Raw genomic sequence first — 25,549 nt, forward strand, 5'->3', positions numbered from 1 at the left:
TAATCAGATGAAGAGTAAAATTCTTTTTGTAGAAGATGAAGTAGACCTGGGTAACGTGGTGAAGCAATATCTTCAACTAATGAATTTTGAAGTGGAACTGAGAACCACTGCAGAAGAAGCTTTGAATACTTTTAAGCAAACACCCGGTTACTACGATTTGTTGATAACAGATATACAGTTGCCGGGTATGAATGGCTTTCAATTTGCCGAAGAGATCAAAAAGGCAGATGATACCATACCTTTTCTTTTTTGACAGCGCGAAATGAAAAGAAAGACCGTATTGCGGGTTTAAAATTGGGTGCTGACGATTATATCAATAAACCATTTGATATAGATGAGCTGGTATTGAGGGTTACCAATATTATCCGGAGAAATAATAAAGCGATAACCGCTGAAATGGAAGAGGATAGCGGAAATACACTAAAAATAGGAGATGTTATTTTTCGCAAGGATGTATTTAAAATGTCTGTAGGCAACGCAGGCAAAAGTATTTCACTCACAGTGAGAGAAGCCAGCCTGCTTGAATATATGTATCAGAATAAAAACGCGGTCATTAAGCGGGAAGATATTTTGGTTCAGCTTTGGGGCGAGAACGATTATTTTTTAGGAAGAAGCCTGGATGTATTTATATCCAGGTTGCGCAAGCTGCTGGCTGAATCGAAAAAGTGAAGATTGAAAACGTCTACGGTGTCGGTTTTATTTTTAGCGTGAAGTAATACCTTTAGTCACATTAATGGAATGATGGCCTCAATTGTCATAGTAATGGGTGTTTCCGGTAGTGGAAAAACTTCCGTAGGTGAAGCTATTGCGAAGGTGCAGCAACGTATTTTTATAGATGGGGATGATCTGCACCCTCAGGTAAACGTTGATAAAATGAGCCAGGGTATAGCGTTAACAGATGAAGACCGGGAGGGGTGGCTCAATACTATTGTGCGGGAAGCTGTGATAATGAATAATTCGGGAAAGGCTGGTCTTATTACCTGTTCGGCATTAAAGCGAAGGTACCGCGACAGGCTTCGGTCGGGCATTGCTTCTGTGGTGTTTGTGTATCTTAAGGCTTCTTACGATAAAGTGCTGCAACAGCTGGCAACAAGAAGCGGTCATTTTATGCCGGTTAGTTTATTGGGAAGCCAGTTTGAGCTGCTTGAGGAACCTGATGAATCGGAAGACGATGTGGTTACTATTGAAGTGCAGGAAAGCCTTGAAGCAACAATAGCTGTGGTTCTGAAACATTTTGCCTGATTGAATAAAACGATTGTATGAATCCTATAACCCTGCTTATACTAGGCATGGCGCTATTGCTGCTACTCATTGCCGGCGCCAGGCTCAATGCTTTTATAGCTTTGTTCATTACAGCATTATTTATCGGTTTAACCAATGGGATGCAGCCTGCTACCTGTATGGCCGCTATCTCAAAAGGGATGGGAGATATACTCGGGTCGGTAATTGCTGTATTAGGGTTTGGAGTGATGTTGGGCAGTATCCTGACGGAAACCGGTGCTACCCGGCAAATCAGTAACCGCCTGCTTAAATTATTTGGTAATCGTAATGCCAAGCTGGCTGTTTGCCTCACCAGCTTTAGCGTTGGGTTAGCGCTTTTCTATAACGCAGGATTTGTAGTACTTATTCCATTGGTTTTTACCATTGCTTATGAAACCAGAACTTCTCTCATCTACCTGGCCATTGCTATGGCGGCGCCACTCTCTGTTACACATGGGTTTCTGCCTCCCCATCCGGGCCCAACCGCTATTGCCAGTATCTTTAAAGCCGATATCGGTTTAACACTTTTATATGGGCTCGGTATCTCCATCCCGGTTTTGTTAATTGCCGGAATATGGTTTCCCGAATGGATAAAAAAATCAGCACAAAGCCTCCGGCAGGAATATTCAGCCAGCAATCCGAGGCTTTAGTTAAACCACCGGGATTTGGCATTAGCTTGTTAATAGCCCTGGTGCCGGTTATTTTACTGGCGATATCTACACTTGTATTGCAAGGGTATAAACCCCCGGATGGATCACTGCAGCAATTTCTTTTATTTATCGGTGATCCGGGTATGTCACTGCTGATAGCGGTATTAATGGCCATTCTTTTTTAGGTGTTTTCAGAGGGGTAAAAGTGAGCGGGCTGATGGAGCAATCGGGTAGTGCGATCAGTGCTATTGCGGCCATTATATTGATTACTGCTGCAGGTGGCGCGTTGAAGCAGGTATTAATAGCAAGTGGCACAGCCGATGCAATTACCAGCTATTTTAAGGATAGTAGCTTGCCACCTCTTTTGCTGGGATGGCTGGTAGCTACGGTATTACGAATTGCTATTGGTTCTGCAACAGTTGCCGGGCTCACTGCTGCCGGTATCGTACAGCCGCTGGTGGCTTCCATGCACGTAAATCCCGAACTGATGGTATTATCTATTGGTGCGGGTAGCCTGATGTGTTCCCATGTAAATGACACCGGCTTCTGGATGTTTAAAGAATACCTCGGATTAAGCCTGAAAGATACTTTCAGAAGCTGGACGGTTATGGAGTCTGTTATTGGTATAGCAGGTTTGGGTGGTGTATTACTGCTCGATCTTTTTGTTTAGGGATGCATGTTAAGGGCATTGATCTGGTCTTTATAATCGGCAGGAAGCAACAGGTGTTTTAATAGCCAGTCCATTTTCATAACACGGCTTACCTTATACAGGGGAACGGCCGGGGTCAAAAGAGAAAACTCTGAAGTTGAGCAATTGTTTAACCCGGTCGGGCACCACCAGTTTCTGACCTTCCAGCAAAACCTTAAACCGTATGGCACCCAGGTGTTTTTTGTATTGAAGAAAAAGGTCCTCTGTATAATTACTTTTTTGAAGGTTTTCTAATAAGTGTGCATCCCGTACCGGTAACCAGCCTGCATAAGATGCAGGTAGCTCTTTAATCCCATTCGGGTCCCCACACGATAGAATACATAGTATACTTCGTCCTTTTCAGCATCAGTTAACGGATGTTCTAAAAGTTCATGAGCCGCAATCGAATAATAGATCAACATAAAAAGTACATCGCGATAGGCCCAGTCGGGTATAGCGTAGCCTCGTTTTGATTCTACTCCTTTGTGTATTTGTGTAATGACATCAATGGCTTTGAAAGCGGCTTCTTTTGGTGCAAAAACAATTTCCCGGGCATAACGCACAGTAGAGAACAGGCGCCCTATCGGATCGGAAGGTAGTTTTCCTGTAAAGTACAACCAGTCTACAGACTTATTTAAAGCAAACTCTGCAGCTGCGCCTGCAAATATAAACAGTATCGTGTCGCTCTTTCCCCATATAGTGCGTACTATAGATCCTTCTTTTACGAAATACTCCATCAGGTCAGAATTATTAATAGTGCTAAGTTATAATAAAGTTTCACATGGTAAAAGGATCTTCGAATGGTATATTTATAGGTTAGCCGATTGAGGTGGTAGGTGGAACACGGAAAATGGCTTTCAATGCTTTATAGCTTTAGTGCTGTTCCTTTGATCCTGGCGTCGCTGCGGTTAAAATTTTTGTACTCCTAATTCGAAAAGAGTACTACTCAATTTCCTATCAAAGTAAAATTAATTCGATATGCGTATGTGACCGGAGTATTTCCACAATGATATCAAACAGGGTCTGTCCTTGGCCTGCATTTAATGCTTCCAGTTGTTTAGTGGCCCACTCCGTATTATAGGGTTTTCCCTGGTCTATTTTATGCTGATAAAATTCGCGTGTGGACTGCAGTCCTAAGTCGATTCGGCTTTTTACGGATTGCTCCCACACCAGCTTTACCGGTTCTTTACCAAAGCCGCTATACAACATATCGTTGAGGGCATCGAGGTTATGAGCAGGCTTCCAGTCTTCATGCAGGTCCATCATACTGTAAATAGTACTATAAAATCCATCCAGATCGTCAAAGTCCGATGCCTGTAGCAGGATTGGGGTACGGCTGCTCATGCTATATTTTTTGAAAGCTAAGTTAATACGAATTGCGGGTTGAAGCACAAGAGGTCATGTTGGATGCAGATGAATGATTAACGTTTCGGTAATAGTTTTTCGAGGTCTTCCCGGGCGCCTCCATTGTAAATCTGTTTAAATCCTCTTTCCTTTAGTAAGGTAGCGGCCTTCACACTTCTTAATCCGTGCGAGCAGTAAGTGATATATACTTTTTGCGAATCCAGTTCTGCATAGCGTTCCCTGATGGTGCCTAAGGAAATATTTACGGCCCCTTTTATATGTCCGGCTGCATATTCCTTTTCTGTTCTTACATCCAGCAGGATAGCGCCACCTTTTATTTTTGACTGAAGTTCTTTGGATAGATGCGCGGCCCTGTACAGGCGATATCCGGCGTAAAACAGGGCCGTGATCAATATTAACAGGATGGCTGCCTTCATATCAGGTGTTAAGTGGTTTTAAGATCTTTTTATCAATATAAAATGTTCCGAATGGTATCATACAGGCTAATAAAACCTTCCAGGTAGTAGTGGTGAACTTCCATTGCTGCTCAACTCCTACACCCAGTGTATTGATAATAAACAACACAAATAAAGCTCCATGAATGGGCCCTAGCACTTTAACTGTTGCGGGGTTGTTAAAGCCATATTTTAAGGGCATTGCTATAAAGATCAATGTCAGCAGTGAAAGACCCTCGAGAAAACCGATGATGCGCAGCCTGCCGATTTTTGTTTGAAGTAAATGTTTCATATTATCTGAAATAAGGTCTGTTGGCTAGTGGAGAAAAGGGCCAGGGTACAACTATGAGAATCAGTACCAACGCAATTGAGTAAGAAATTAGTATTGTTCTGAAAGCAACTCTGTCCCGGGTCTGTCTTTTGGCCAGCGCTGATCCGATCGTTATTATCAGGATCGATGCAAACATCAGTAAGATGTGAATAATGCTGAAAAAGCTGAGTTCTTTAGCCAGAGATGCTTTTTGCTGGTGTGTCCAGAAGTACTGTATCAATGGGCTTTTAAAATAAAGCACCATTCCGATCAACAACTGTGTATGTGCAATGGTAGCTGTCCAGTGACGGACTGCATTATCCGTTTGCGTAAAGGTGCTGTTGCGCATATATCCCCTGCACGCCCGGTAAATGCTATAAGCCAGGCTGGCTAACACCAGCCACCTGAATAAAGAGTGCAATAATAAGAGTATAGTGTACATCGCTTTTTTGTTGAGCGATGCAAAAGTATAAAAAAACATACTAATTGGTATGTTTTTTTATTATTGAAATTTATCGTAGCTGATCCAGGTATCTTTTGAGTTCTTTCAGGTAAGCGGTATAGTAGGTTTTATTACCCAGTTTTCCAAGATTCCGGATGCCCCAGTATCCGGACATAATAAAAAGCGTAGCCTGCCTGGGATTTACCTCTTTACCCACCCATCCCTGTTTTTTTCCTCTTTCCAGGGCTTGGGTCATTACCTGCATCCATTGCCCGGTGAGCTCATTCAGGGCTTTACTAAAATGAGTGTTCCATGATGTCATTTCGTGGGTGAAGTTGGCGGCGGGACATCCATATTCAGGTTTCAGAAATTTATCTTTTATCAGCAGGTAATACATTAAATCGTAAATAGCCTTCAATGGGTTTTCGTTGCTTGTTAAAGGTTGTATGAAGCTGCCGGTAAGTGTGGGTTTTAGTATTTCTTCTATAATGGCGAGCCCCATCTCGTCTTTGTTTTTGAAATGGTAAAAGAATGCTCCTTTGGTAACCTGGGTGGTAGCAATAATCTCATCGATGCTGGTTGCCTGGTAGCCCTGGGCATAAATAAGCTCAAATGCTTTTTGCAGTATAGTAAGTCGTGTGGCTGCTGCTTTCTTCATAAAAAAATACTGATTAGTAGGTTACAAAGGAAGTACTATTTGGTGAATGGGGAAAGTGTTTCGGAAATGGGTGTGCAGTTTTCTATAGCCTCACATTTCCTGGCGTAAAATTCCGTGGCTTGAGATAAAAAATATTCAATCCCCGATTTTTATATGTCACGAAAGGTAATTACCTGCTACTTAATCACCTTTGCCTTACATTTGAAACAGATAAATAAACTTTAAAACCGATCATGAAGAAAATACTGAGCCCATTACCTGTATCTGCATTGCTGTTATTGTTAGCCTGCAACAACCAGGAGCGTAATACACAGTCTGTTGAAACCCCAACCGGTGAGATAGTAACTGCAGTTGATAGCACACTTGCTGATGCTGACATCAGGATAGGTAATGCGCGCTTTGATAAATCATTGAATAATGCTGCGGAATTAATTAAGGTAGATAGCTCCGGGGAAGTACTGTTCAGAGTAGGCGCTAAAAAAGACTTTTTCTCCGATCCTGATGGGAAGCTCTCCAATAATTCAGCCCCCATATTATTGTCATCAGTAGATAATACGAAGCCATTTACATTAACGGCAAAAGTAACGCCTCAGTTTACGGCTAATGGTACTTATAACGCCGGCGTGTTGTATATCTACAGCAGCAAAGATCTGTACCAGAAGTTTTGTTTTGAGCAGGATGAAAGTGGCGATCACCGGGTGGTTTCTGTAAGAACGGTGGGTACTTCTGATGACAATAACCACGATTTGATTCCGCAAAAATATGTCTACATGAAACTTTCCTCCGATACAAAAACAGTGGGTAGTTATTATTCACTGGATAATAAAAATGGAAGCTGGCGCGTTTGTACAAGAATGAGTATCCCTCAAAGATTTTCCTGGGTATCAGCGCCCAATGCCCGGTGGATACCGGAACCGTTAGCTATTTTAATGAGGTGAATATTGAGACTAAAAGCGTAAAGGACTTTCGGTTAGGAATGTAATGGTTGGAAATTGATTTTTCAAGCGTTCGTATTTTAACTAACTTACCGGTATTATAATTATCTGCTGATGAGAAAGCTTTTAATAAGAGGGTGCTTTTTGCTGACGGTTTATTTGCCAGTATCCGGATGGAGCCAGGATGCTCCGACAGTCACTCTTGTTGAAATACTTGAAGGAGCAAATCTGAGGGGATTGTTCCCGAAACAAAAACATTCGAAATTGTCCATGAAAGTTTGGCAACGCTTCAGCACTTTTTAAGATGGAGCTATTCGCAATCAACACCGATTCAACTTTTAAGAATAACGCAGCATCCATCATTATAGGGGCGTTACTGCCCGGAACCTGCTTTTTGAAATTATTGGTATTGAGTCCTATTTTTCTGATAGCATTTTATTTTCCGTTAACGTCTATTATCAATTTAATCAAGGAGCAATTAAGCTTTTTCAGGGTACGGTTAAAGTAGCTGTAGATGTAAAGAAACAGCAGGTACTGTTTCCTTTTTACAACCAGGAGTATACTTCAGTAGATTATGAAGATATTTGTTTTCATGTCAAAGCAGTAGAACGGGATAAATATCTGCACAGTATGGAAAAATCTCGTATCTATCTTGCGGGGGCGCTTCGAAGTATCCGCGATAAGTACCCTGCTTTTATGCCTCCTTCAAAAAAGTTACAATATGTTATCGGTAACGGGTATTTTAACAGCCTCGAATACTTTAATTTTTATAATTATTTCTCAACGTTCAGGTTCATAAAAGATAACAATACCGTTATAGATGTGATCGCCGGTGGTTACTACCGACATGAATTAATACATTATGTTCTTTCCAACTATAAATTCAATAAGTTTTTAAATGAAGGAATGGCCGCTTTGTTGAGCGGGGGAGAGGTTCGGTATGGTAGCTCCACGGGTGAAGACTGGAAAGAAATCCAAGGACGGATAGCAATGGATAAATCCTACATTAATGCGCTCAATAATACGGACTCTTTGCTGATGGGTAGTTATAAACCCGAAATGTATGGGGTGTCTGCGCTGTTATTGCACAAGTATAGGCAAAAGGTGGGTGAAGCACAGTTTTATAAAATTTTATTTGAAAAGCTTTTATTTTTTTCGGAGGCCGCTTCTATCCAATTCCTGAAAACAGAATTAGAGTAAAACAGATCTCCGATTTTGTAAGGAACACCGACGCTGCTGTGTGGAGTGAATTGAGCACCCACTAAATACCCGGGAGGTTTGGGTTAGTAATCTGTATCCATAAATTTACTTCATTCTGTATCTGTATCTAATTAGTTCGCTGATGTAGCTTTGTGTTATGAAAGCGACAAATTCTATACAGCCCACCTTGACAGACCTGTGTTTTAGCCCTGTTTGTATTCCGGATCTTGGTGCAATTAAGGAACTCTACCGGAAGCGGCAATTATCATTAGACGCTGCTGTAGAACCTGCGGAAGCATCGCCGCTGACTGCAGATTTTGGTTGCCCGCTTTACGCAGCCCGGTGTAAGAATACTATGATCGGTTATTCTTATGTTACAGTAAATGAGTCGGGAAAGGCGGTTTTCAGGACTGTAATGGATCAGGCTTATAATGGCCACCAATGGGAGCATCAGCTGATGACTTTAACCAGGGAGCAGTACCCAACAAATGAGTGGCAGGCAAAGGCTCAAAAACACAAAGAGGCCAATGAGCGCCTGGTAAATTGGCTCAATAGCTGTTTGTAATTAATTAGTATCTTACTACATAAATTCTAACAAAAGAGCAGGATGGCCAGGGATACTTTATACCGGAAGATCGCAAAAATTATAGAAGGGCAGATCATGTCTGAAACTTTGAGGATAGGAGATAAATTGCCTTCTCTGCGTTCTATTCAAACCCTGTATAATGTGAGCCTGAATACTGCCACGCAGGCATTTATTGAATTGGAGAGCAGGTCACTGATCGAATCGCGTCCCAGGTCTGGTTACTTTGTTAGTAAAACATCTAAAAGAAAGCTTTTACTGCCCTCTGTTAGTAAACCCAGAGTTTCGGCTAAGGAAAAAAATCCCGAAGACCTGATCAATAAAGTTTTTGATACATTACGCTATAAAAATATCCAGCAGTTTTCTTTGGGTATTCCTGATCAGAGTTTACTGCCCATTGCCAAGCTGAACAAAAGTGTGATAAAAGTGACGCGTAGCATGGAGGGCTGTGGTACAGCGGTAGAGCCGGCGCAGGGTAGTGTTAACCTTAGGCGAAACATTGCCAAATGGTCCATGGTGCTGGAAGGCAAAATATCGGAAGAGGACCTGGTGACAACAGCGGGGACCATGAGTGCTATTTTCTATTGTTTAAGAGCTGTTACACAGCCGGGAGATTATATCGCCACCGAAAGTCCAGCCTACTTCGGCATTCTTCAACTGGTCCGCTCGATGGGCTTAAATATTATCGAGCTTCCTACGCACCCGGTAACAGGTATTGACATTGCTGCATTAGAGAAAGTGATACATAAGATAAAAGCCTGTTGCCTAGTCAACAATTTCAGCAATCCTTTGGGAAGCCTGATGCCCGATGAGAACAAGAAACAGTTAGTAAAGCTATTGACACACCATCATACTCCCTGATCGAAGATGACTTGTTTGGGAATCTGTATTTCGGAGGCAGCCGCCCCAAACCCTGTAAAGCTTTTGATGAAGAAGGAATAGTGATGTGGTGTGGCGGCGTTTCAAAAACCCTGGCGCCTGGCTATAGGGTAAGTTGGGTGGCACCCGGTAAATTCAAGGAGCACATTATTATGCAGAAGCTGCTGCAAACAGTATCCATGCCTTCTCTATATCAGGAAGTAATTGCCGATTTCCTGGAATTTGGGAGGTATGATCATCATTTACGAACGATCCGTCATACCCTTCATACAAATTGTCTTAAGTTTCAAAGAGCGATTGAAGAGTACTTTCCCGCCAATACCAGGATATCGCAGCCACAGGGTGGTTTTTTTCTCTGGCTGGAGCTGGATCCACGTATCGATACAGCAGATTTGTTTGATACCGCAATACGGCAGCAATTAAGCTTTGCGCCAGGCCGGATGTTTACCCAACGCGACCAGTTTAATAATTGTATGCGCTTAAATTTTGCTTTACAGTGGGATGATCGCCTGGAGTTCGACTTGAAACGCCTGGGTAAGATCGTTAAACAGGCTTTGTAAATCTGTATCCATAAAAATATTCAAAACTGTATCTGTATTTATCTGGCAGGATTTCGGAAATTTGCCGGCTACTATTCTGGTTATTATAATGGGCAAGGCAATCAATTTATCGACCAAACATCTTTTACTGGCTCTTTTTACAGTTTTGATCTGGGGGCTTAATTTTATTGCCATTCATTATGGTCTAAATGGTTTTCCGCCTTTGTTGTTATGTGCCGTTCGTTTTGGCCTTGCCGCATTACCCTGGGTGTTTATACTGCCCCGTCCCAAAGCCCCGCTAAAATATATTATAGGGTATGGTGTTTTTACCTTTGTCATGCAATTCGGTCTTTTATTTAGCGGTATTTATATGGGATTGTCAACCGGGCTCGCATCCCTGGTGTTACAGGTACAGGTCTTTTTCTCCATGGGGCTTGCTGCGTTCTTTTTGCGGACAGGCCCGGTATATGGAAGATATGTGGATCCCTGGTGTCTTTTATAGGGATTGGTATTGTTGCTTTTCACATGGGAGATAAGTCTTCCCTGGTTGGATTGGTTTTAACCATACTGGCGGCGCTTTCCTGGTCTGCAGGTAATATGTTTTCCAAAAAAGTAGATGCAGAGTCGCCACTCTCGTTAGTGGTTTGGGGTAACCTGGTAGCTTTCCCTTTTATGGCGCTGTTGTCATTTTTTATCGAAGGGCCTGAACGTATTGTGAGTTCTCTCCAACATATATCCCTGCCTGTTGTATTAGCTATTCTTTACATTGTTTACTTATCCACTCATGTGGGCTATGGCATTTGGGGGTCTCTGCTAAATTCTTACGCTACTGCTGCTGTAGTGCCGTTTACACTTTTAATACCGGTTGTTGGTTTTTTAAGCGCCGCAGTGGTGCTGAATGAGCCGCTTCCTTTCTGGAAGATCCTGGCGTCTTTGTTTGTGATGGCTGGTTTGGTTTTTAACCTGCTGGAAAAATATATACTTTCCGCTTTCAAACGTTTAAGGTCCGGGAACAGATAGTTTTTTGTTAACCATATTTCGGAGTAGAAAGCGGGTATATCGATTTATCGGAGCTGTTCTGTCTTAGTAAAGAAGCTATCAGTTCTTGTTACTGATTCCGCAGGCTTGCAACACTGTTTCCGTTAATTGCAACAGGTCAAAGGGTTTCAGTAGTAAGAAGCTGGCCCCTGCCTTTATGGCTTCGTCACCTTTTGTTCCATTTGCTGTCATATAAATCACCGGGATCTTGCTAATCGTTGGGTGTTGTTGTAATAAATATAATACTTCCAGCCCTCCATGTGGTAATATAGAATTGTCCAGCAAAATAGCAGATGGCGATGAGCTTTGAAGCTGATCCAGGAAATGGCTGCTACTGGTGAAGGCGAGGATGTCGATATCCTGCTCCCTGAGTATTAACGCACAAGCTTCCAGCATTGCTTTGTCTGAATCAAAAACAGCCAATGTATAATTTTTCCTGTTCATAGAGTTTTAGGGGCGGCAAATGTATTGAGTTGCATCGATAATGGAAAACGCTAACCGGAGGAGATGATGTACGGGTGTATGGTGAAAAATGGCAGCCAGGGTAGGATCACAGCCTTTATTGATAGCAGTTATGGTAAATAGGCAAATAATCAGCAGGCATATATTATAAGGATTGTAAAGGTAATAGGCTGATTACAATCCGGTTAAGCTGCAACCTTATTGCAGTTGCTGTTAAAGGGGTGGAACGGGGCAGACAATCCTGCTTTTTAACAGGAACCTATTAATACAGCTAACCGCTTTAAGCTCATACCTGCGCATACGGTTGCGCAAATTTCTACAGGCATACCATTGCTAACAATAAGATATGTTTGGAGCCTGCTGTTAATTGCCATGTATCTGATGGATTAGGTAAATGAAGGCAGCAACTCAAAGCAAGGTTATAAGTTTTAAATGCTAAATCTTATATCTTATTAACGTAGTAGTATTATTATATTCTGGTGAAATTATTGTTTTATAGTGTTTTATTCCAATTTATTTTAAATAAGTAGTATTATAAGCTACTATGAATAGCTTTGTAGCACATTCGAAGGAAGTAGAATGTAGCTCTTTGTATACATCAGCTAAACGGGGTTACCGATGCAAATCGGCATTAATAGGGAATCATGTGTAAATCATGAACTGTCGCGCAACTGTAAGTAGCTACAACAGGTTTCGGTCAATGTATGTCCACTGTGCCCAATAGCTGGCATGGGAAGGATGACTGAAATGTTACAAGTCAGGAGACCTGCCTTATTTGGTAAAACGGACATTCGTATGACAAAGCAACAAACTTTAACCGTGCATATTTTATGGAACAGCATCGAATGTTCTAAGCACCGCAGGTTTGCTGTTTTCAGCGAATTGGGTCGTAGATGCATTTAATCATTTTAAAAAACATTTTAATGCAAACACAAAACCTGGGCTACCCGCGCATCGGTAGTCAAAGACAATTGAAAAAAGCCTGCGAACAGTATTGGGCAGGTAAAATTGATTTAAAAGATCTGCAGCGCACAGCGTTTAAGATCAGGGAAGAAAACTGGCAAACGCAGCTTCAGGCAGGTATTGAACTAATACCCTGTAATGATTTTAGCTATTACGACCAGGTATTGGATATGAGCCTGATGTTGGGAGTTATTCCCCAACGGTATGCTCCGGTATTAACGGAAGTAAAAGCCAATGGGGAAACGGATCTGTATTTTGCTATGGCAAGAGGCTACCAGAAAGATGGGCTGGATATCACGGCAATGGAAATGACCAAATGGCTGGACACCAATTATCATTATATTGTACCTGAATTCACCGCGGGGCAGGAGTTTAAATTATTTTCCGAAAAAGTATTTGGAGAGTATGTGGCAGCTAAAGCGCTGTTGGGCGAAAAGGCAAAACCTGTATTGATTGGCCCTGTAAGCTATTTGCTACTTGGCAAGGAGAAGGAAGCCGGTTTTGAAAAGATAGATCTGATTAAGAAAATAATACCTGTTTATGTAGAGGTATTGACCCGGCTTAAACAGTTGGGCGCCGAATGGATACAGCTGGATGAACCATTTTTAGCATTGGATCTTTCTGATAAAGAGAAGGAAGCCTTTGAGTGGGCGTATCGGCAGATTGCTAAATCAATAGCCGGGGTGAAAATCCTGGTTGCCACTTATTTTGAAGCGTTGGCAGATAATGCACAGTGGGCGTTGAACCTTCCGGTAGCTGCTTTACATATTGACCTGGTGAGGGCTCCTCAACAATTAGACGCAATTCTTGCTACTATACCCGATAACCTTATTCTTTCCCTGGGCGTTGTTGACGGAAGAAATGTCTGGAAGAACTGTTATGAACGATCAATATCGTTTATTAACAAGGCTATTGATAAGATAGGTCGTGATCGTATTATGATCGCTCCATCCTGCTCCCTTTTGCATAGTCCCATCGACCTGGATCCCGAAAATACCATTGATCCGGAGATTAAAAACTGGATGGCTTTTGCCAGGCAAAAATTAGATGAAGTGACGGCATTGAAACAGATTGTTGAGGGTACCAATAATCTTTTACAGATCAATAAGGAAGCGATTCAAAGCAGGAGCCTGTCAGAAAAAGCGCATAAAAAATCAGTGAAGGATCGCGTGGCGGCCATTACAGCCGCAGATGCCACAAGAAAAAGTGTTTTTGCTGCAAGGCAGGAACTGCAGCGAAAGCGTCTTCAACTCCCTGCTTTTCCTACTACTACCATTGGTTCTTTTCCTCAAACGGATGATATAAGGCAGTTAAGAGCTCAATATAAAAAAGGCGATCTTAGCACTGAGCAATACGAACTGGCTATTGAAGAGGCAACTGTCGAAGCCATTCGCTGGCAGGAGTCTATCGGGCTCGATGTATTGGTTCATGGAGAATTTGAGCGGAATGATATGGTAGAATATTTTGGTGAGCAGCTGGATGGTTTCTTATTTACAAAAAATGGCTGGGTACAGAGTTATGGCAGCCGTTGCGTAAAGCCACCGGTTATTTATGGAGATATCAGTCGCCCGCAGGATATGACCGTTCGCTGGAGCCGCTTTGCTGCTGCACAAACTAACAAGCCTATGAAGGGTATGCTAACGGGGCCGGTTACTATTCTACAGTGGTCTTTTGTTCGCGATGATCAACCGCGAAGTGTGACCACCAACCAGATCGCACTGGCTATCCGGGATGAGGTAGTAGCACTTGAAAAAGCCGGTATTAATATCATCCAGATCGATGAAGCTGCCCTGCGGGAAGGGTTGCCGCTACGGAAGTCCAATCAACCGGAGTACCTGAATTGGGCAGTCACGGCATTTCGTATTGCGGCTAGTGGAATAGCCGATCAAACCCAGATCCATACACACATGTGTTACAGCGATTTTAATGATATTATTGAGCATATTGCCGCTATGGACGCAGATGTAATCACTATTGAAACATCCCGCTCGCAGATGGAGCTGCTGCAGGCATTTGCTCATTTTAAATATCCCAATGAAATAGGTCCGGGTGTATACGATATTCATTCACCAAGGGTGCCTTCTGTGGCAGAAATGACTAGTCTCCTGACCAAAGCAGCCAGCTTGTTGCCCGCGCAGCATTTATGGGTTAATCCCGATTGCGGTCTGAAAACACGCAAATGGCCCGAGACAAAAATAGCGCTGGAGAACATGGTTGCTGCAGCGCGCGAGGCCCGGGAAACTATAAATGTAGAACTGTTATTTTAATCAATCTGGTGGCAGGCGAAAGCCTGCTGCTTTTTTACAGATGTTTGGCAAGGATATAGGGGGAGAAGATCATCGATATTGGGCCAGGGCGGTTGGGTGAGTGAATTGTTAAGCGCTCAATTATATATCAGTCCCGCAAGGGATGAAATAATTGTAACATTGCCTGATATAAGTGCCTAAAACCCCGCAAAGGGTGATATAATAGGGACAATCCCCCTAATTTATGGATAAAATTCATCTATCATAAGAAGATGTATTTTGTCTACTTTTATCATATGGAGCGCATCTTCTTCATCTGTAGTGTTATATTAATATTGGCGTCCTGTGGAAGTAACCAGGATCCTTTGCCCATACTGGGCGAAGCAACAATGGTAGGAGATAAGAAGATATATCCGCGTATTGCCGATTTTAATTTTATTAACCAGGATAGCAGCCCGGTAACAAATGCCAGTTTTACAAACAAAATATACATAGCCGATTTTATCTTTTTATCATGCCCTACTATTTGCCCGGTTATGACAATGGAGCTCAAAAAGGTATATGATGCTTATGCAACCGATAGTCGGGTATTATTCCTGTCGCATACCATAGATCCCGAACGGGATACCATTCCGCGGCTGAAAGCATATGCCCGGGCCCTGGGTGTGCCAACAGCCCGATGGCATTTTGTGACCGGGCAACCCGATACAATTATTAAGCTGGCTGAAAAATCTTATTATTCGGCTGCACATCCCGATAGTAGGGCTCCCGGTGGTTTTGTACATAGCGGCGGTTTTTTACTGGTAGATAAGGATCGCCATATACGCGGTGTATATAACAGCTTGCGGCCTGAAGAAACCGATCGTTTGATCGCAGATATTAAACGGTTGCTCCGGGAGCAATTTTAGTGTACCTTCGCTGCGTTTGAAAAAAACTGTCCTCATATTACTATTGGGAGCCTTCCTGTTCCAGGCGCTGAGTGGCCTGGTTATATTAGCCGCTTTTCATTTAAACAGGGACTATATTTCTGAAAACTTATGTATTAACCGGTTTGATGCCATTCCTCTTTGTAAAGGGTCCTGCTATCTCGAAGAGCAGCTGAGCGAGCATGAACAGCAGCAACAGGATACCACTGATTTGAAGTTAAACGGAACCGTACTTTTTACGATAACCGCAAGGTGACTATTGAAACGCCTGTTAGTATAGCAGGTAGCCGCGCTGTATTTTCTCTTCCGGTAGATGCTACTTTATTAAAAGGCCTGCCATCTTCCATTCTTAAGCCGCCGATTCTGGTTGGTTAGCATTTTATATCAATAGTGTTAATCAAAATTATTTTACATGGGTACAAAATCAGATATGATACCTGTGTATACTGTCGATGTTTTTGCTACGGATAAAACCTTCTTCTGGATGGGTGGTTTAGGTGGTATTCTTAATGATTATCCGCACCTGTTATCGCCTCATAAACAAATGTTTTATACTTTGGTCCATGTAGAAGAGCCGGGTGGGCACATGCTCATAGATGATGAGACTGTGCCCCTTACACCGGCAAATGTTATTTGTATCAAACCAGGCAGTATCGTTCAGGTGGATGTAGGCAGCAGTGCTGCGGGTAGTATCATCTGCTTCGCAGAAACTTTTTTTTCTTTACGATATAATAGCAATGTATTGCAAAGGTTTGCCTTTTTGAATAGGGAGGCCAAAGCTGAACTAGGCCTTGGAGGGGAGCATGCTGCAAAATGGGATGCCCTGGTGGCTTTAATGCTTGCTGAGTACCAGGGGCAACGTGATGAACAGGTGCTGAGATCTTATTTGAACATCATCCTTATTGAACTGGAACGTTGTATTGAGTTGCCTCTGATTGCAGAAAAGAAAAGAGCAACCTCCGAGAAAGTGATACAATTTGAACGGATGGTGGAAGAACAGCATAGCCGTTTAAAAACGCCGGCAGCTTACGCGGCACAATTATATATCAGTACTAATTACCTGAACAAGCTTTGCCAGGAACATAGGAGCATTACTGCCGGTGAGCTTATAAGGAATCGAATTATACTGAAGCCCGGCGGCTACTACATTATACGAATTTATCAGTGGGCGAAATAGCCGGTCAGCTGGGGTTTGAGAGTCTTTCTTATTTTGTTACGTTTTTCAAAAAGAATGCAGGAGTAACGCCGGAAACATTCAGGAGAAACGGGTGATGACAATGGGGAGCAATAGTTAGAGCTGATGTGTTACAGGTAAATTGGTGTAAGAAGATAAAACCTGTGCATTGGTAAGAGCCCGAAATGGCCGGATCGTATAAATATTTGTCATGATTATGTAAATCCTAATAGCTGTACAACCCGGTAATTTTGCAAAAATCAGTGAAATTCTTTTTAGTAACCATATTGTTAGTTGTATTTGCAGCCCAATCTTTTGGGAATGTGTGGCTATGGGTAGACTATAAAATAAACCTGGAGAAATACGCGAAGAACTGTATTAACAAAGCACGTCCCATGCTTAAATGTAATGGCAAGTGCCAGCTGGCTAAAAAGATACAGGAGGAGGAAACTAAAAAACAAAAGGAGGCAGAGAAAGCTGCCCCCAAGATCGATTATAGCTTGTCGTCAAAACATTTTTTTCCAGCCATCCATCATGTAGCGCTTATAGTACCCCGGTATTTTTATATACAGGGTTCTGCTACTGAAATTAAAATGCCACGTTCCGTATTCCGCCCGCCCTGCGCCTGATTCCATATGTTTTCCGGTATAATGGCCGATGTTGGTCTGATGCCGGTTTTTAATTTTTAATGTATCAGTGATGGCTGCTATATAGGCTATTACTGATACAGCTGCAACTTGCTCTTCGTATATGCCTGCGATAGGGCATAGCATCTATTTTCTTACTATTAATATCCGTTAAAAATGATCCATAAAATGCAATTCGCATGGGCGGTGCTTTTATTAAGTACTTTATTATCCTGTAAAAAAATGTTACCGAACCAGAATTTAACCAGGAAAACCTCGCGCCTTTATCTGTTGAGTTTGATAATATCGTGGGAGGACAGAATTTGATTCTCAATACAACCAGCTATAAAAACAGCACCGGCGAAAACTATACAATACAGTTACTGCAATATTTTATCAGCAATATAGTGGTTACCAAAGCAAATGGTACCCGCTATACCGTTCCGCAGGATAGCAGTTATTTTTTAATCAGCGAAGCAAATCCTGATTCCCGTTTTGCGCATGTAAAAGTTCCTGAGGGAGATTACTCAAAAATAACATTTACACTTGGTGTGGATAGTCTTCGAAGCACCATGGATGTAAGCAAAAGAACCGGGGTGTTGGATCCTGCCGGTGGCATGGAAAGTGGTATGTACTGGGGATGGAATAGCGGTTATATATTTTTTAAAATGGAAGGCACAAGTCCTCAGGCTCCTTTAGATCCCACCGGTGCTAATAAGTATCGATATCATATCGGGGGATTTGGAGGATACTCAGCGCCGACGATCAATAATATTAAAACCATCACAGTAGATCTTACTGCCCGCGGTATCGCCCAGGTTCGTACCAACAGGAGCGCCAATATTCACTTCTTCGTCGATATTGATAAAGTATTAAGTGGCACTAACCCAGTAAGTATAGCTGCCAATCCGCAGGTTATGTTTAGCGACTTTAGTGTAAAAGTGGCTAACAATTTTACGGCAATGTTTACCCATGATCATACCGAAAATTAAGCCAATGGGAACTAAGCAGATCGGCGTAATCCTGTCCATTATGATAGTGATTATTGCCTGTAGTAAAGATGAGCTGGTTCCGGGATCTTTATTTGCAGGATTTAGAAAGCCGGCCCATTTTCCCGAACTTACTTATAACATATCGGGCAATCCGGTTACGCAGGAAGCCTTTGAGCTGGGAAGAAAACTTTTCTACGAGCCACGCTTGTCTAGAAATAACACGATCAGCTGTGGTAGCTGCCATATACAGTCATCGGCATTTACCCAGCATGGCCACGACGTAAGTCATGGTATTGATGACCGCCTCGGCAAGCGAAACAGTCCGCCGATCATGAACCTGGCCTGGATGCCTGCTTTTATGTGGGACGGCGGTGTTTTCGATTTGGACCTGCAACCCATTGTTCCTATCACAACACATGAGGAGATGGATGAGTCTCTCGCCAACGTGATCAGCAAGCTGCATGCCCATTCAGCTTATCCGGCCCTGTTTAAAAAAGCCTTCGGTACCGATCAGATCACAACGGCCAATTTCATGAAAGCCTTGTCGCAGTTTATGATCATGTGCGTTAGTGCCGAAAGTAAGTACGACAGCGTAGTGCAAAAGATAGGTAACGCTGCTTTTACCAACGAAGAGGCGGCAGGTTATAAGCTGGTTCAGCAGAAATGCGGGAGCTGTCATAAAGAGCCCTTGTTTACTGATAATAGTTTCCGGAATAATGGCATTGGTATTGGCGCCAACAACGATATGGGGCGTTATGATATTACCCTGAATGAAGCAGACCGGTATAAGTTTAAAGTACCCAGTTTACGCAACCTGGCTTATACCGCCCCTTATATGCACGATGGCCGTTTTATCAGGCTGGATGCGGTGTTAGATCAGTATAGCAATAATATACAACATACGCCTAATCTCGATCCCGTGCTGCAAAACAACCTGGCATTGTCTGCAACAGAAAAGCAACAGGTCTTGGCATTTTTAAATACACTGAATGATAAAAGCTTTATTAATAATAAGCTTTTGTCTGAGCAATAATTTATTTATATGAAAAGGATACTAAACATGATTGTGTTAGCCATTCTGTTCTATGGATGCAATGGTGACAGATCAACAAATACAGCTCCTGATCAATCAGAACAGCATCATCATGTGAATAGCAGCATGAAGGTAAAGCCGCACGATCATTCAGATTCAGATCTGAGTTATTTGAGTTTTGTTTCTGATAGAGATACCAGCTGTGGTATGCCATTAACTGCAGGTGTAACGGATACATTGGTCTATAGTGGACAGCTATTCGGCTTCTGCAGTGCCGCCTGTAAACAGCAATTTGCAGCCCTTGCCCGAGGCGTCTGGTGCCAACAGGAAATGAACAATCTAACGGAAGTGATAATCAACAATTATTTATGAAAAAAATAGTCCATATTTTAATAGCATGTAGTTTTTCTCTAACCTCATTGGCCTGCGATATATGCGGTTGCGGGGCCGGTAATAATTATATCGGTATCCTGCCCGATTTCTATAAACATATTGTAGGCGTGCGATACCGGTATAACCAGGTAATATCACATGTTGGAGTAGGAGGGGCCAATACGCCGCTCACTACCAAAGAGCGATACAATATAGCCGAGGCCTGGGGCGGATGGAACCTGAACGATCATATAAGGGTAATGGCCGTGCTGCCTTATAGTTTTAATGAGAAGTCTAATCAGGGCACTACCACAGCAAAAAATGGCATAGGCGATATTAGCTTGTTTGGTTTTTATCAACTGCTGAATTCGCGCAATACTATATCGGGAGCCAGCAACACCAACCTGTTAGTACAAAGCCTTTGGCTGGGTGGCGGTGTAAAGCTGGCAACAGGTAAGTATAACCCTGCCGACCGCGCCGATAATGCGCAAAGCGCCAACCTGTTTCAATTGGGAACCGGTAGTTACGACTTTAATGTCAATGCAATGTATGACGTAAGGTTGCAGGATGCGGGGGTTAATTTAAACGGGAATTACAAAATAAATACAGCCAACCGGTTCGATTACCAATACGGTGACAAAGCGAGCTTAAACGCGCAGGCTTATTATAAATTTCGTACTAAAAGTAAGGTGATGATTGCACCCAATGCGGGCGTGCAGTATGAAACCTCGCAAACCGATCGGGATGAAAATATCAGGGTTCTTACATCCGGTGGGAATTTATTAATGGGCACAGTTGGCCTGGAAACAGCCTTTGGAAAATTTGCCGTTGGCGCTAATTTTCAAACACCCTTGTCCCAAAACCTGGCCAGTGGTATTGTAAAAGCCCAAGACCGGGTTATGGTGCATTTGGCAGTTGCACTTTAGACGATAAGCGTAGTGGTAGGTGGCCGCAACCTGCATCCCGGGTTGCGGTTTTCTGATTACATCGCTTTTCGACGATGCTACCCGGTGGTACATTTATGCTTTTATCGGGTCAAGGATCGCAGCTTTAAGGGCCTGTAGCCTGCTGTAGCAAAGTCCTGCAGCAACCGCATTTAATGCATTGCTTTTTAACAGCTCAATATTCTCTTGCACAAACCTGGGGGCATTGGTTTGAGTAGATGCCTGATCGAGTTTGACTACGGTAGGTATATTTATTTCGTTAAAAAATTTCTCAATCTCTAATATCTGGTGGATGGTTGGAATCATGGGTGCAATGTAAAGAAAAAGATAGAAAGCGTACTGAGTAAAAGCTGGCTGATTTATGACAGCAGCCAGGTTAACGCGTTGCTTTTATTATCAAAAAAGCCACCTGTACAGCTTCGTAATCGGAGGGCAGACTTTTATTAGCAGCTATCCGGCTAAAAGTACTGGGCGAGTAGATCCAGGCAAATTTTTTAAGTCCTGCATCTGCCATGGCCGGAAACCATACGGAAGCGCCCCAGTCCGAAGCTTCGGACCAGTTACCTTTTACCAGCGAGTTGTCGTTCAGTATGTGATAGCAATTGTTTTTCTGCATCAGGTCCATCATAATGCCACATCCTTTTACAACAGAGTCATAGTTCTGGTAGCCCAGCCATTCTACATCCAAGTAAGCCTCCTGTTCGCGGTAATGTATGCGAATAAAGCTGCCTTCATAATAGGTTTCGTGATCGGTAGCTTTATCGGTAAACTCCTGGGTGCCGTTTAGCGGTAAGAGAAAAGAAAAAGTAGATCCGTCACCTGGCTGGCTTTCGATCCAGAAGCTACCCCCATGTCTTTTCACAATTTCATTCGCGATAAAAAGACCTAATCCCAGTCCCTGGAAACGTGCGGAAGAATTATCTACCCGGTAAAAGCGGTCAAAAAGACTTTTGAGGTGCTCTTCTGCTATACCTACGCCCAGGTCTTCTACTGAAACTACCAGGTTGCTATTTTCAATCGTGCATCTTACCGTGATTTTGCGGCTTCCGGGAGAGTATTTGATGGCATTGTTCAACAGGTTGATCAACACCTGCTCAATACGCAGTTGATCGCCGTAGAACTCAATAGAACAATCTGAATGTAATTCAATCTGGTGCGTTGTTGTAGTATGTTGTATGCTTTCTACCGTGTCGGTCATCAGGGCGCTGAAATCAAAAAGTTCTTTGTTATAGATCATCTTGCCTGCGTTGATCTTCGATACATCCAGCAGGTCTTCTATTAAGCGGGAAAGACGCTCCAGTTGTCTTTCTGCCTTTATCACAAAACTGCCCAGGCTGGTTTGCTCGGTAACATCGCGTTTAATAAGCTGAAAGAATCCTTTAATAGTGGTTAATGGCGTTTTAAGTTCATGACTGGCGATACTGATGAATTCATCTTTCATGGTTTCATTCACCTTTTGGCGGTGAATATTAGTATTCGTACCCAGCCAGAAGCTGACTTTTCCATTTTCAATCATAGGCACCGCTCTGGCAAGGTGCCAGTAGTAATTACCATCGCTGAATTTTAACCTGAACTCTGCCAGGAACTGTTGCTTGCTGTGCAGGCAGCGTTGCCATCTGTTGAGTGCGTCCGGCAGGTCTTCGGGATGGATGAAAACCTCCCAGCCCTGGCTGATAATGTCTTCAAATGACCGGTCAAAATCCCTTATCATAACCTCATTCAGGTAAGTGAAATTGCCATTAGGCGCAGCTGTCCATACCTGTTGGGGCATAGCATTCAGCAGGAATCGGAAGCGTTTTTCATTTTCTTCGGTACGCCGGCGTGCCACCACTTGTGCCGTTACGTCAATGGTTATGGCAATTACACCCTGCACTTTGCCATTTTCGTCATGGTAGGGCTCGTATACAAAATTCTGGTAAACGGTGTCCCACTCACCGTTGCGCAATAAATTGACGGGCCTTTCATTGGCGCTAAAAGTTTCCCCTTGTATATACCTGTGCCAGAACTTCCTCTAGTCCCTGGTTGCGTGCATCCGGCAAAGCATCAAATACGGGTTTATGGAGCACTTCCTCCTCTGGTTTTCCCCATAGCTCAATCATCTGGGTATTAGCTACCGTGATCACATGTTGAGGCCCCAGCATAATACACATGGCAATGGGCGCCTGCAGGATCATATTGTGGAGGTTGCGTTCGCTTTGCTCTATTTTTTGCTTGGCCAATACCACGTCGGTTACTTCGGCTGCTGTATTCATTACGCCGTAAATACGCCCCTCATCATCATACAACGTTGTAAAACTATAGTTGAAATAAAACGGCTGCAAGGTGCCATTAATCACAAGATCTATGCGTTGGTTACGGGCGTGAAATGGTTTACCCTCCATAAAAACACGGTCCAGCTGTTCATAAATACCTGTTCCTTTCAGCTCCGAAAGCAGCTCATGATAGCTTTTCCCGATTACATCATTGCCCTTTCCCCAAACATCTATAATAGATTGGTTGGCCAGCTCTATGCGCATTTCCCGGCCTACGTATACGCCAATAGGAAAAGGAGCGCCCGCCACCATACTTCTGATCTTGTGCTCACTGCCCGCCAGCTCTCTCAGAAGCTGCTGCAATTTTCGTTCGCTTTCTACGAGCTCTTCATTGATTGTAAACAGTTCTTCGTTAATGGCAGATAACTCTTCGTTCGCGGCTTTCAGTGCGGTTTCACTTGCAGCGAGGTCTTCGGTTCTTGCTTTTACTTTGTCTTCCAGTTCTACGTTTAGCAAAGCCAGCATTTCCCGGGTCTGGACCAGTTCTTCATTGGATGCCAGTAACTCTTCATTTACCGAGGCAAGCTCTTCATTCAACTGCTGTTCACGATTTAGCGCCAATATCTGGGTATTCGCCAGCTCAATAGCGCGGGCGCCTTCCAGCTGCGTGGTTACATCGGTCGCGGTATGAAGTATCAGGGCCTGGCCGTTGGGCGCCAAAACTCTTTTATAACAATAGGCATACTGGCGGGTAACCAATTCCCCATTGATCAGGGTTTCTGCAGCTATCACACCTTCATCTGTAACGCCGGTTCGCAGCACTTCCTGTAACATCCTGTTAAAGGGCTGACCTTTCAATTCGGGCACGCCCTCTTCCAGCTTCATGCCGATAATATCAGTGCTTTTACCCCAAAAGGACAGCATGGCGTCGTTGACGTATTCAATGATAATTTGATCGCTACTGTAAATAGCTGTGGCTTCTGTTGAGAGCTTCAGTATGTTCAACAGGGTGGAGGCGGCTGCGGAATTTTCAGGTTTCGGCATGAGTTGGAATCGAATTGTTCAGAAAAGGTTTTAAGGTTTAATTCTAACAAATGTAACTATTTAAGCTGCCGTATTTGCATCAAAAAGCATGCATTTTGAGACAATTGAGCAAAAACTTGAATACTGCCTGTAAAGGATGTTCTTTTACTTTACAACAAGGGAAAAGAAAAAGAATGCCGATTGCTGCAAGTATCCATAATGTATACGCCAATAGTGTGCCAGTACTTTTAAATGCTTTTCTCAAAGATTGCTGCAATCTATTATGCTATAGAACAGTAGTTGGGCTCAACCTGGAGCTACAGCATGATTTTTATGAATAAAAACAGGAAAAAAACAAGTCAATCCCCAATCATCACATGTATAAAAAAATCCTTTTATCGTTACTGATCCTTTGCTCTTGCAGGATCCTGGTGGCCCAGTCTTCGGCTTTAACAGGTTTTCCCAAGAATTTCGCACCACAGGATATAGGCAAGCGCCTGGCCTATCATTTTATAGACGGGAGGCACGACCTGTATGCGGCCAGATACATTCACTATGCTGAGGTGTGTACCTGGAATGGTGCGCTGGATTATGCCGTAAAGGCCAAAGACCAAAAGCTGATCAAGCTTTTGCAGGATAAATTTGAACCATTTTTTGATAGAGAAAAGCCATTGTTGCCACCCATGAATCACGTGGATTATAATATGTTTGGAAGCCTTGCCTTGAAATTATACCAGGTAACTAAAGATGAGCGTTATCGCAAAATGGGCCTGGCTTATGCTGATACGCAGTGGGAGTTGCCAGCGAATGCCAATAAAGAAGAAAAAGCCTGGGCTGGTAAAGGATTTTCCTGGCAAACCCGGCTCTGGATCGATGATATGTATATGATCACTGTAGTGCAAAATGAGGCTTACAAAGTAACCGGCGACCGGAAGTATATTGACCGGGCGGCGAAAGAAATGGTTATGTACCTCGATGAATTGCAGCGTCCCAATGGTTTGTTCTTTCATGCTCCGGATGTGCCTTATTACTGGGGCCGGGGTGATGGCTGGATGGCAGTAGGGATGCCTGATCTGCTGAGCGCTTTACCGAAAGATCACAAAGATCGTCCCCGCATTATGCAGGGGTATTTAACGATGATGAAAAGCCTGAAAGAGCATCAAAGCCCGGGCGGTATGTGGAATCAGTTGATTGATGAACCCGATTTCTGGCCCGAAACCTCCGGCACGGCTATGTTTACCTACGCTTTTATAAGGGGCATTCAGCAGGGATGGTTAGATGCTGCTGAGTACGGTGCCGCTGCCCGCAAAGCCTGGATGGCGATGATTCCTTATATCGATGCGCGTAGTAATGTAACAGAAGTATGTATTGGTACCGGTAAAAAGAACGATAAACAACATTATCATGATCGTCCGCGGAACGCCGGCGATTTTCATGGACAGGCACCTTACCTTTGGTGTGCTGCGGCGCTTCTGGGAAAGTAATTTCGCCACAGTCAACAACCCCGAACCCCGGTAATCCGTTCACTAAGCGGTTATCGGATTTTAAAAATGCG

General features: G+C 43.2%; 32 protein-coding genes, 2 pseudogenes and 1 riboswitch. Of the genes and pseudogenes, 23 read left to right on the forward strand and 11 right to left on the reverse strand.

The window, feature by feature from the left end; genetic code table 11:
* Positions 1 to 7 precede the first annotated feature (7 nt).
* The 5 genes and pseudogenes from MKP07_RS20985 (at position 8) to MKP07_RS39180 (ending at position 2,580) form a co-directional block, all read left to right on the forward strand.
* Complete coding sequence (locus tag MKP07_RS20985) at positions 8 to 253, forward strand: response regulator (protein WP_240848922.1); 246 nt, start codon at positions 8 to 10, stop codon at positions 251 to 253.
* Positions 250 to 669 carry a response regulator transcription factor gene (locus MKP07_RS20990; RefSeq protein ID WP_240848923.1) on the forward strand — a complete coding sequence of 140 codons (420 nt, stop codon included), beginning with the start codon at positions 250 to 252 and terminating at the stop codon, positions 667 to 669. Before MKP07_RS20985 ends, MKP07_RS20990 begins: the two co-directional genes overlap by 4 nt.
* Positions 670 to 738: 69 nt before the next feature.
* On the forward strand, positions 739 to 1,242 hold the full coding sequence (locus MKP07_RS20995; protein WP_240848924.1) for a gluconokinase: 504 nt from the start codon (positions 739 to 741) through the stop codon (positions 1,240 to 1,242).
* 47 nt (positions 1,243 to 1,289) lie between these two features.
* Positions 1,290 to 2,095 (forward strand): annotated as a pseudogene (locus MKP07_RS39175) (GntT/GntP/DsdX family permease).
* Between the two features lie 32 nt (positions 2,096 to 2,127).
* A complete protein-coding gene (locus MKP07_RS39180; protein WP_262919402.1) occupies positions 2,128 to 2,580 on the forward strand; it encodes a GntP family permease in 453 nt (150 codons plus the stop codon).
* Here the strand turns inward: MKP07_RS39180 and MKP07_RS21005 are convergent.
* From MKP07_RS21005 to MKP07_RS21035, 7 genes are all read right to left on the reverse strand, one after another.
* On the reverse strand, positions 2,577 to 2,789 hold the full coding sequence (locus MKP07_RS21005; protein ID WP_240848925.1) for a hypothetical protein: 213 nt from the start codon (positions 2,787 to 2,789) through the stop codon (positions 2,577 to 2,579). The genes MKP07_RS39180 and MKP07_RS21005 overlap by 4 nt on opposite strands.
* Before the next feature lie 60 nt (positions 2,790 to 2,849).
* A complete protein-coding gene (locus MKP07_RS21010; protein WP_240848926.1) occupies positions 2,850 to 3,335 on the reverse strand; it encodes an oxygenase MpaB family protein in 486 nt (161 codons plus the stop codon).
* A gap of 220 nt (positions 3,336 to 3,555) precedes the next feature.
* Positions 3,556 to 3,942 carry a hypothetical protein gene (locus MKP07_RS21015; RefSeq protein ID WP_240848927.1) on the reverse strand — a complete coding sequence of 129 codons (387 nt, stop codon included), beginning with the start codon at positions 3,940 to 3,942 and terminating at the stop codon, positions 3,556 to 3,558.
* Positions 3,943 to 4,019: 77 nt separating this feature from the next.
* Positions 4,020 to 4,379: a rhodanese-like domain-containing protein gene (locus MKP07_RS21020; protein WP_240848928.1), complete on the reverse strand. Its 360-nt coding sequence runs from the start codon at positions 4,377 to 4,379 to the stop codon at positions 4,020 to 4,022.
* 1 nt (position 4,380) lies between these two features.
* On the reverse strand, positions 4,381 to 4,689 hold the full coding sequence (locus MKP07_RS21025) for a DUF3817 domain-containing protein (RefSeq protein WP_240848929.1): 309 nt from the start codon (positions 4,687 to 4,689) through the stop codon (positions 4,381 to 4,383).
* A gap of 1 nt (position 4,690) precedes the next feature.
* Positions 4,691 to 5,188, reverse strand: a complete 498-nt coding sequence (locus tag MKP07_RS21030) for a hypothetical protein (protein WP_240848930.1) — start codon at positions 5,186 to 5,188, stop codon at positions 4,691 to 4,693.
* A gap of 31 nt (positions 5,189 to 5,219) precedes the next feature.
* A complete protein-coding gene (locus MKP07_RS21035; RefSeq protein ID WP_240848931.1) occupies positions 5,220 to 5,807 on the reverse strand; it encodes a TetR/AcrR family transcriptional regulator in 588 nt (195 codons plus the stop codon).
* 233 nt (positions 5,808 to 6,040) lie between these two features.
* On the opposite strand from MKP07_RS21035, the gene MKP07_RS21040 reads away from it, so the two are divergent.
* The 7 genes from MKP07_RS21040 (at position 6,041) to MKP07_RS21065 (ending at position 10,963) form a co-directional block, all read left to right on the forward strand.
* The gene (locus tag MKP07_RS21040) at positions 6,041 to 6,745 is read left to right on the forward strand and encodes a DUF1349 domain-containing protein (protein ID WP_240848932.1); all 705 of its coding nucleotides are present in this window, start codon (positions 6,041 to 6,043) and stop codon (positions 6,743 to 6,745) included.
* A gap of 627 nt (positions 6,746 to 7,372) precedes the next feature.
* Positions 7,373 to 7,942 carry a hypothetical protein gene (locus MKP07_RS21045; protein WP_240848933.1) on the forward strand — a complete coding sequence of 190 codons (570 nt, stop codon included), beginning with the start codon at positions 7,373 to 7,375 and terminating at the stop codon, positions 7,940 to 7,942.
* A 187-nt stretch (positions 7,943 to 8,129) separates the two neighbouring features.
* Positions 8,130 to 8,507, forward strand: coding sequence for a hypothetical protein (locus tag MKP07_RS21050; RefSeq protein WP_240848934.1), 378 nt, complete (start codon positions 8,130 to 8,132; stop codon positions 8,505 to 8,507).
* Between the two features lie 42 nt (positions 8,508 to 8,549).
* Positions 8,550 to 9,386 carry an aminotransferase-like domain-containing protein gene (locus MKP07_RS39185; RefSeq protein ID WP_262919403.1) on the forward strand — a complete coding sequence of 279 codons (837 nt, stop codon included), beginning with the start codon at positions 8,550 to 8,552 and terminating at the stop codon, positions 9,384 to 9,386.
* An 11-nt stretch (positions 9,387 to 9,397) separates the two neighbouring features.
* Positions 9,398 to 9,964: an aminotransferase-like domain-containing protein gene (locus tag MKP07_RS39190; protein ID WP_262919404.1), complete on the forward strand. Its 567-nt coding sequence runs from the start codon at positions 9,398 to 9,400 to the stop codon at positions 9,962 to 9,964.
* Positions 9,965 to 10,052: 88 nt separating this feature from the next.
* On the forward strand, positions 10,053 to 10,445 hold the full coding sequence (locus MKP07_RS21060) for an EamA family transporter (protein WP_240848935.1): 393 nt from the start codon (positions 10,053 to 10,055) through the stop codon (positions 10,443 to 10,445).
* A complete protein-coding gene (locus MKP07_RS21065; protein ID WP_240848936.1) occupies positions 10,433 to 10,963 on the forward strand; it encodes an EamA family transporter in 531 nt (176 codons plus the stop codon). Before MKP07_RS21060 ends, MKP07_RS21065 begins: the two co-directional genes overlap by 13 nt.
* Before the next feature lie 78 nt (positions 10,964 to 11,041).
* Here the strand turns inward: MKP07_RS21065 and MKP07_RS21070 are convergent, their stop codons facing one another.
* Positions 11,042 to 11,425 (reverse strand): response regulator, encoded by a 384-nt coding sequence (locus tag MKP07_RS21070; protein ID WP_240848937.1) that lies wholly within the window; start codon positions 11,423 to 11,425, stop codon positions 11,042 to 11,044.
* 610 nt (positions 11,426 to 12,035) lie between these two features.
* Positions 12,036 to 12,231, forward strand: a riboswitch (cobalamin riboswitch).
* A gap of 135 nt (positions 12,232 to 12,366) precedes the next feature.
* Between MKP07_RS21070 and metE the strand changes: the two genes are divergently transcribed.
* From metE to MKP07_RS21115, 10 genes and pseudogenes are all read left to right on the forward strand, one after another.
* Entirely contained in the window at positions 12,367 to 14,673 is a 2,307-nt protein-coding gene (metE, locus tag MKP07_RS21075) for a 5-methyltetrahydropteroyltriglutamate--homocysteine S-methyltransferase (protein WP_240848938.1), read from the forward strand.
* A 251-nt stretch (positions 14,674 to 14,924) separates the two neighbouring features.
* Positions 14,925 to 15,560 carry an SCO family protein gene (locus tag MKP07_RS21080; protein ID WP_240848939.1) on the forward strand — a complete coding sequence of 212 codons (636 nt, stop codon included), beginning with the start codon at positions 14,925 to 14,927 and terminating at the stop codon, positions 15,558 to 15,560.
* 16 nt (positions 15,561 to 15,576) lie between these two features.
* Positions 15,577 to 15,834 carry a hypothetical protein gene (locus MKP07_RS21085; RefSeq protein ID WP_240848940.1) on the forward strand — a complete coding sequence of 86 codons (258 nt, stop codon included), beginning with the start codon at positions 15,577 to 15,579 and terminating at the stop codon, positions 15,832 to 15,834.
* 156 nt (positions 15,835 to 15,990) lie between these two features.
* Positions 15,991 to 16,755 (forward strand): helix-turn-helix domain-containing protein, encoded by a 765-nt coding sequence (locus MKP07_RS21090; protein ID WP_240848941.1) that lies wholly within the window; start codon positions 15,991 to 15,993, stop codon positions 16,753 to 16,755.
* Positions 16,743 to 16,850, forward strand: coding sequence for a helix-turn-helix domain-containing protein (locus MKP07_RS42820; RefSeq protein WP_394803591.1), 108 nt, complete (start codon positions 16,743 to 16,745; stop codon positions 16,848 to 16,850). The genes MKP07_RS21090 and MKP07_RS42820 overlap by 13 nt, the downstream gene beginning before the upstream one ends.
* A 165-nt stretch (positions 16,851 to 17,015) precedes the next feature.
* Positions 17,016 to 17,381 (forward strand): hypothetical protein, encoded by a 366-nt coding sequence (locus MKP07_RS21095; RefSeq protein ID WP_240848942.1) that lies wholly within the window; start codon positions 17,016 to 17,018, stop codon positions 17,379 to 17,381.
* A 290-nt stretch (positions 17,382 to 17,671) separates the two neighbouring features.
* A pseudogene (locus MKP07_RS21100) lies at positions 17,672 to 18,370 on the forward strand (MbnP family protein); the annotation flags it as partial.
* A gap of 4 nt (positions 18,371 to 18,374) precedes the next feature.
* Positions 18,375 to 19,403 carry a cytochrome-c peroxidase gene (locus MKP07_RS21105; protein ID WP_240848944.1) on the forward strand — a complete coding sequence of 343 codons (1,029 nt, stop codon included), beginning with the start codon at positions 18,375 to 18,377 and terminating at the stop codon, positions 19,401 to 19,403.
* A gap of 9 nt (positions 19,404 to 19,412) precedes the next feature.
* Positions 19,413 to 19,775, forward strand: coding sequence for a hypothetical protein (locus tag MKP07_RS21110; protein WP_240848945.1), 363 nt, complete (start codon positions 19,413 to 19,415; stop codon positions 19,773 to 19,775).
* Positions 19,772 to 20,701: a transporter gene (locus tag MKP07_RS21115; RefSeq protein WP_240848946.1), complete on the forward strand. Its 930-nt coding sequence runs from the start codon at positions 19,772 to 19,774 to the stop codon at positions 20,699 to 20,701. Before MKP07_RS21110 ends, MKP07_RS21115 begins: the two co-directional genes overlap by 4 nt.
* A gap of 93 nt (positions 20,702 to 20,794) precedes the next feature.
* Here MKP07_RS21115 and MKP07_RS21120 read toward each other — a convergent pair whose 3' ends face one another.
* The 3 genes from MKP07_RS21120 to MKP07_RS21130 all read right to left on the reverse strand — a co-directional run bounded on the left by MKP07_RS21120 (position 20,795) and on the right by MKP07_RS21130 (position 24,015).
* Positions 20,795 to 21,025 (reverse strand): DUF6965 family protein, encoded by a 231-nt coding sequence (locus MKP07_RS21120; RefSeq protein ID WP_240848947.1) that lies wholly within the window; start codon positions 21,023 to 21,025, stop codon positions 20,795 to 20,797.
* Positions 21,026 to 21,095: 70 nt separating this feature from the next.
* Positions 21,096 to 22,664, reverse strand: coding sequence for a sensor histidine kinase (locus tag MKP07_RS21125; RefSeq protein WP_240848948.1), 1,569 nt, complete (start codon positions 22,662 to 22,664; stop codon positions 21,096 to 21,098).
* A 25-nt stretch (positions 22,665 to 22,689) separates the two neighbouring features.
* Entirely contained in the window at positions 22,690 to 24,015 is a 1,326-nt protein-coding gene (locus MKP07_RS21130) for a PAS domain-containing protein (protein ID WP_240848949.1), read from the reverse strand.
* 410 nt (positions 24,016 to 24,425) lie between these two features.
* Between MKP07_RS21130 and MKP07_RS21135 the strand changes: the two genes are divergently transcribed.
* Positions 24,426 to 25,478 (forward strand): glycoside hydrolase family 88/105 protein, encoded by a 1,053-nt coding sequence (locus tag MKP07_RS21135; protein WP_240848950.1) that lies wholly within the window; start codon positions 24,426 to 24,428, stop codon positions 25,476 to 25,478.
* Positions 25,479 to 25,549 lie beyond the last annotated feature (71 nt).

This window comes from Paraniabella hibiscisoli (assembly GCF_022512515.1).
GTDB classification, from domain to species: Bacteria; Bacteroidota; Bacteroidia; order Chitinophagales; family Chitinophagaceae; genus Niabella; species Niabella hibiscisoli.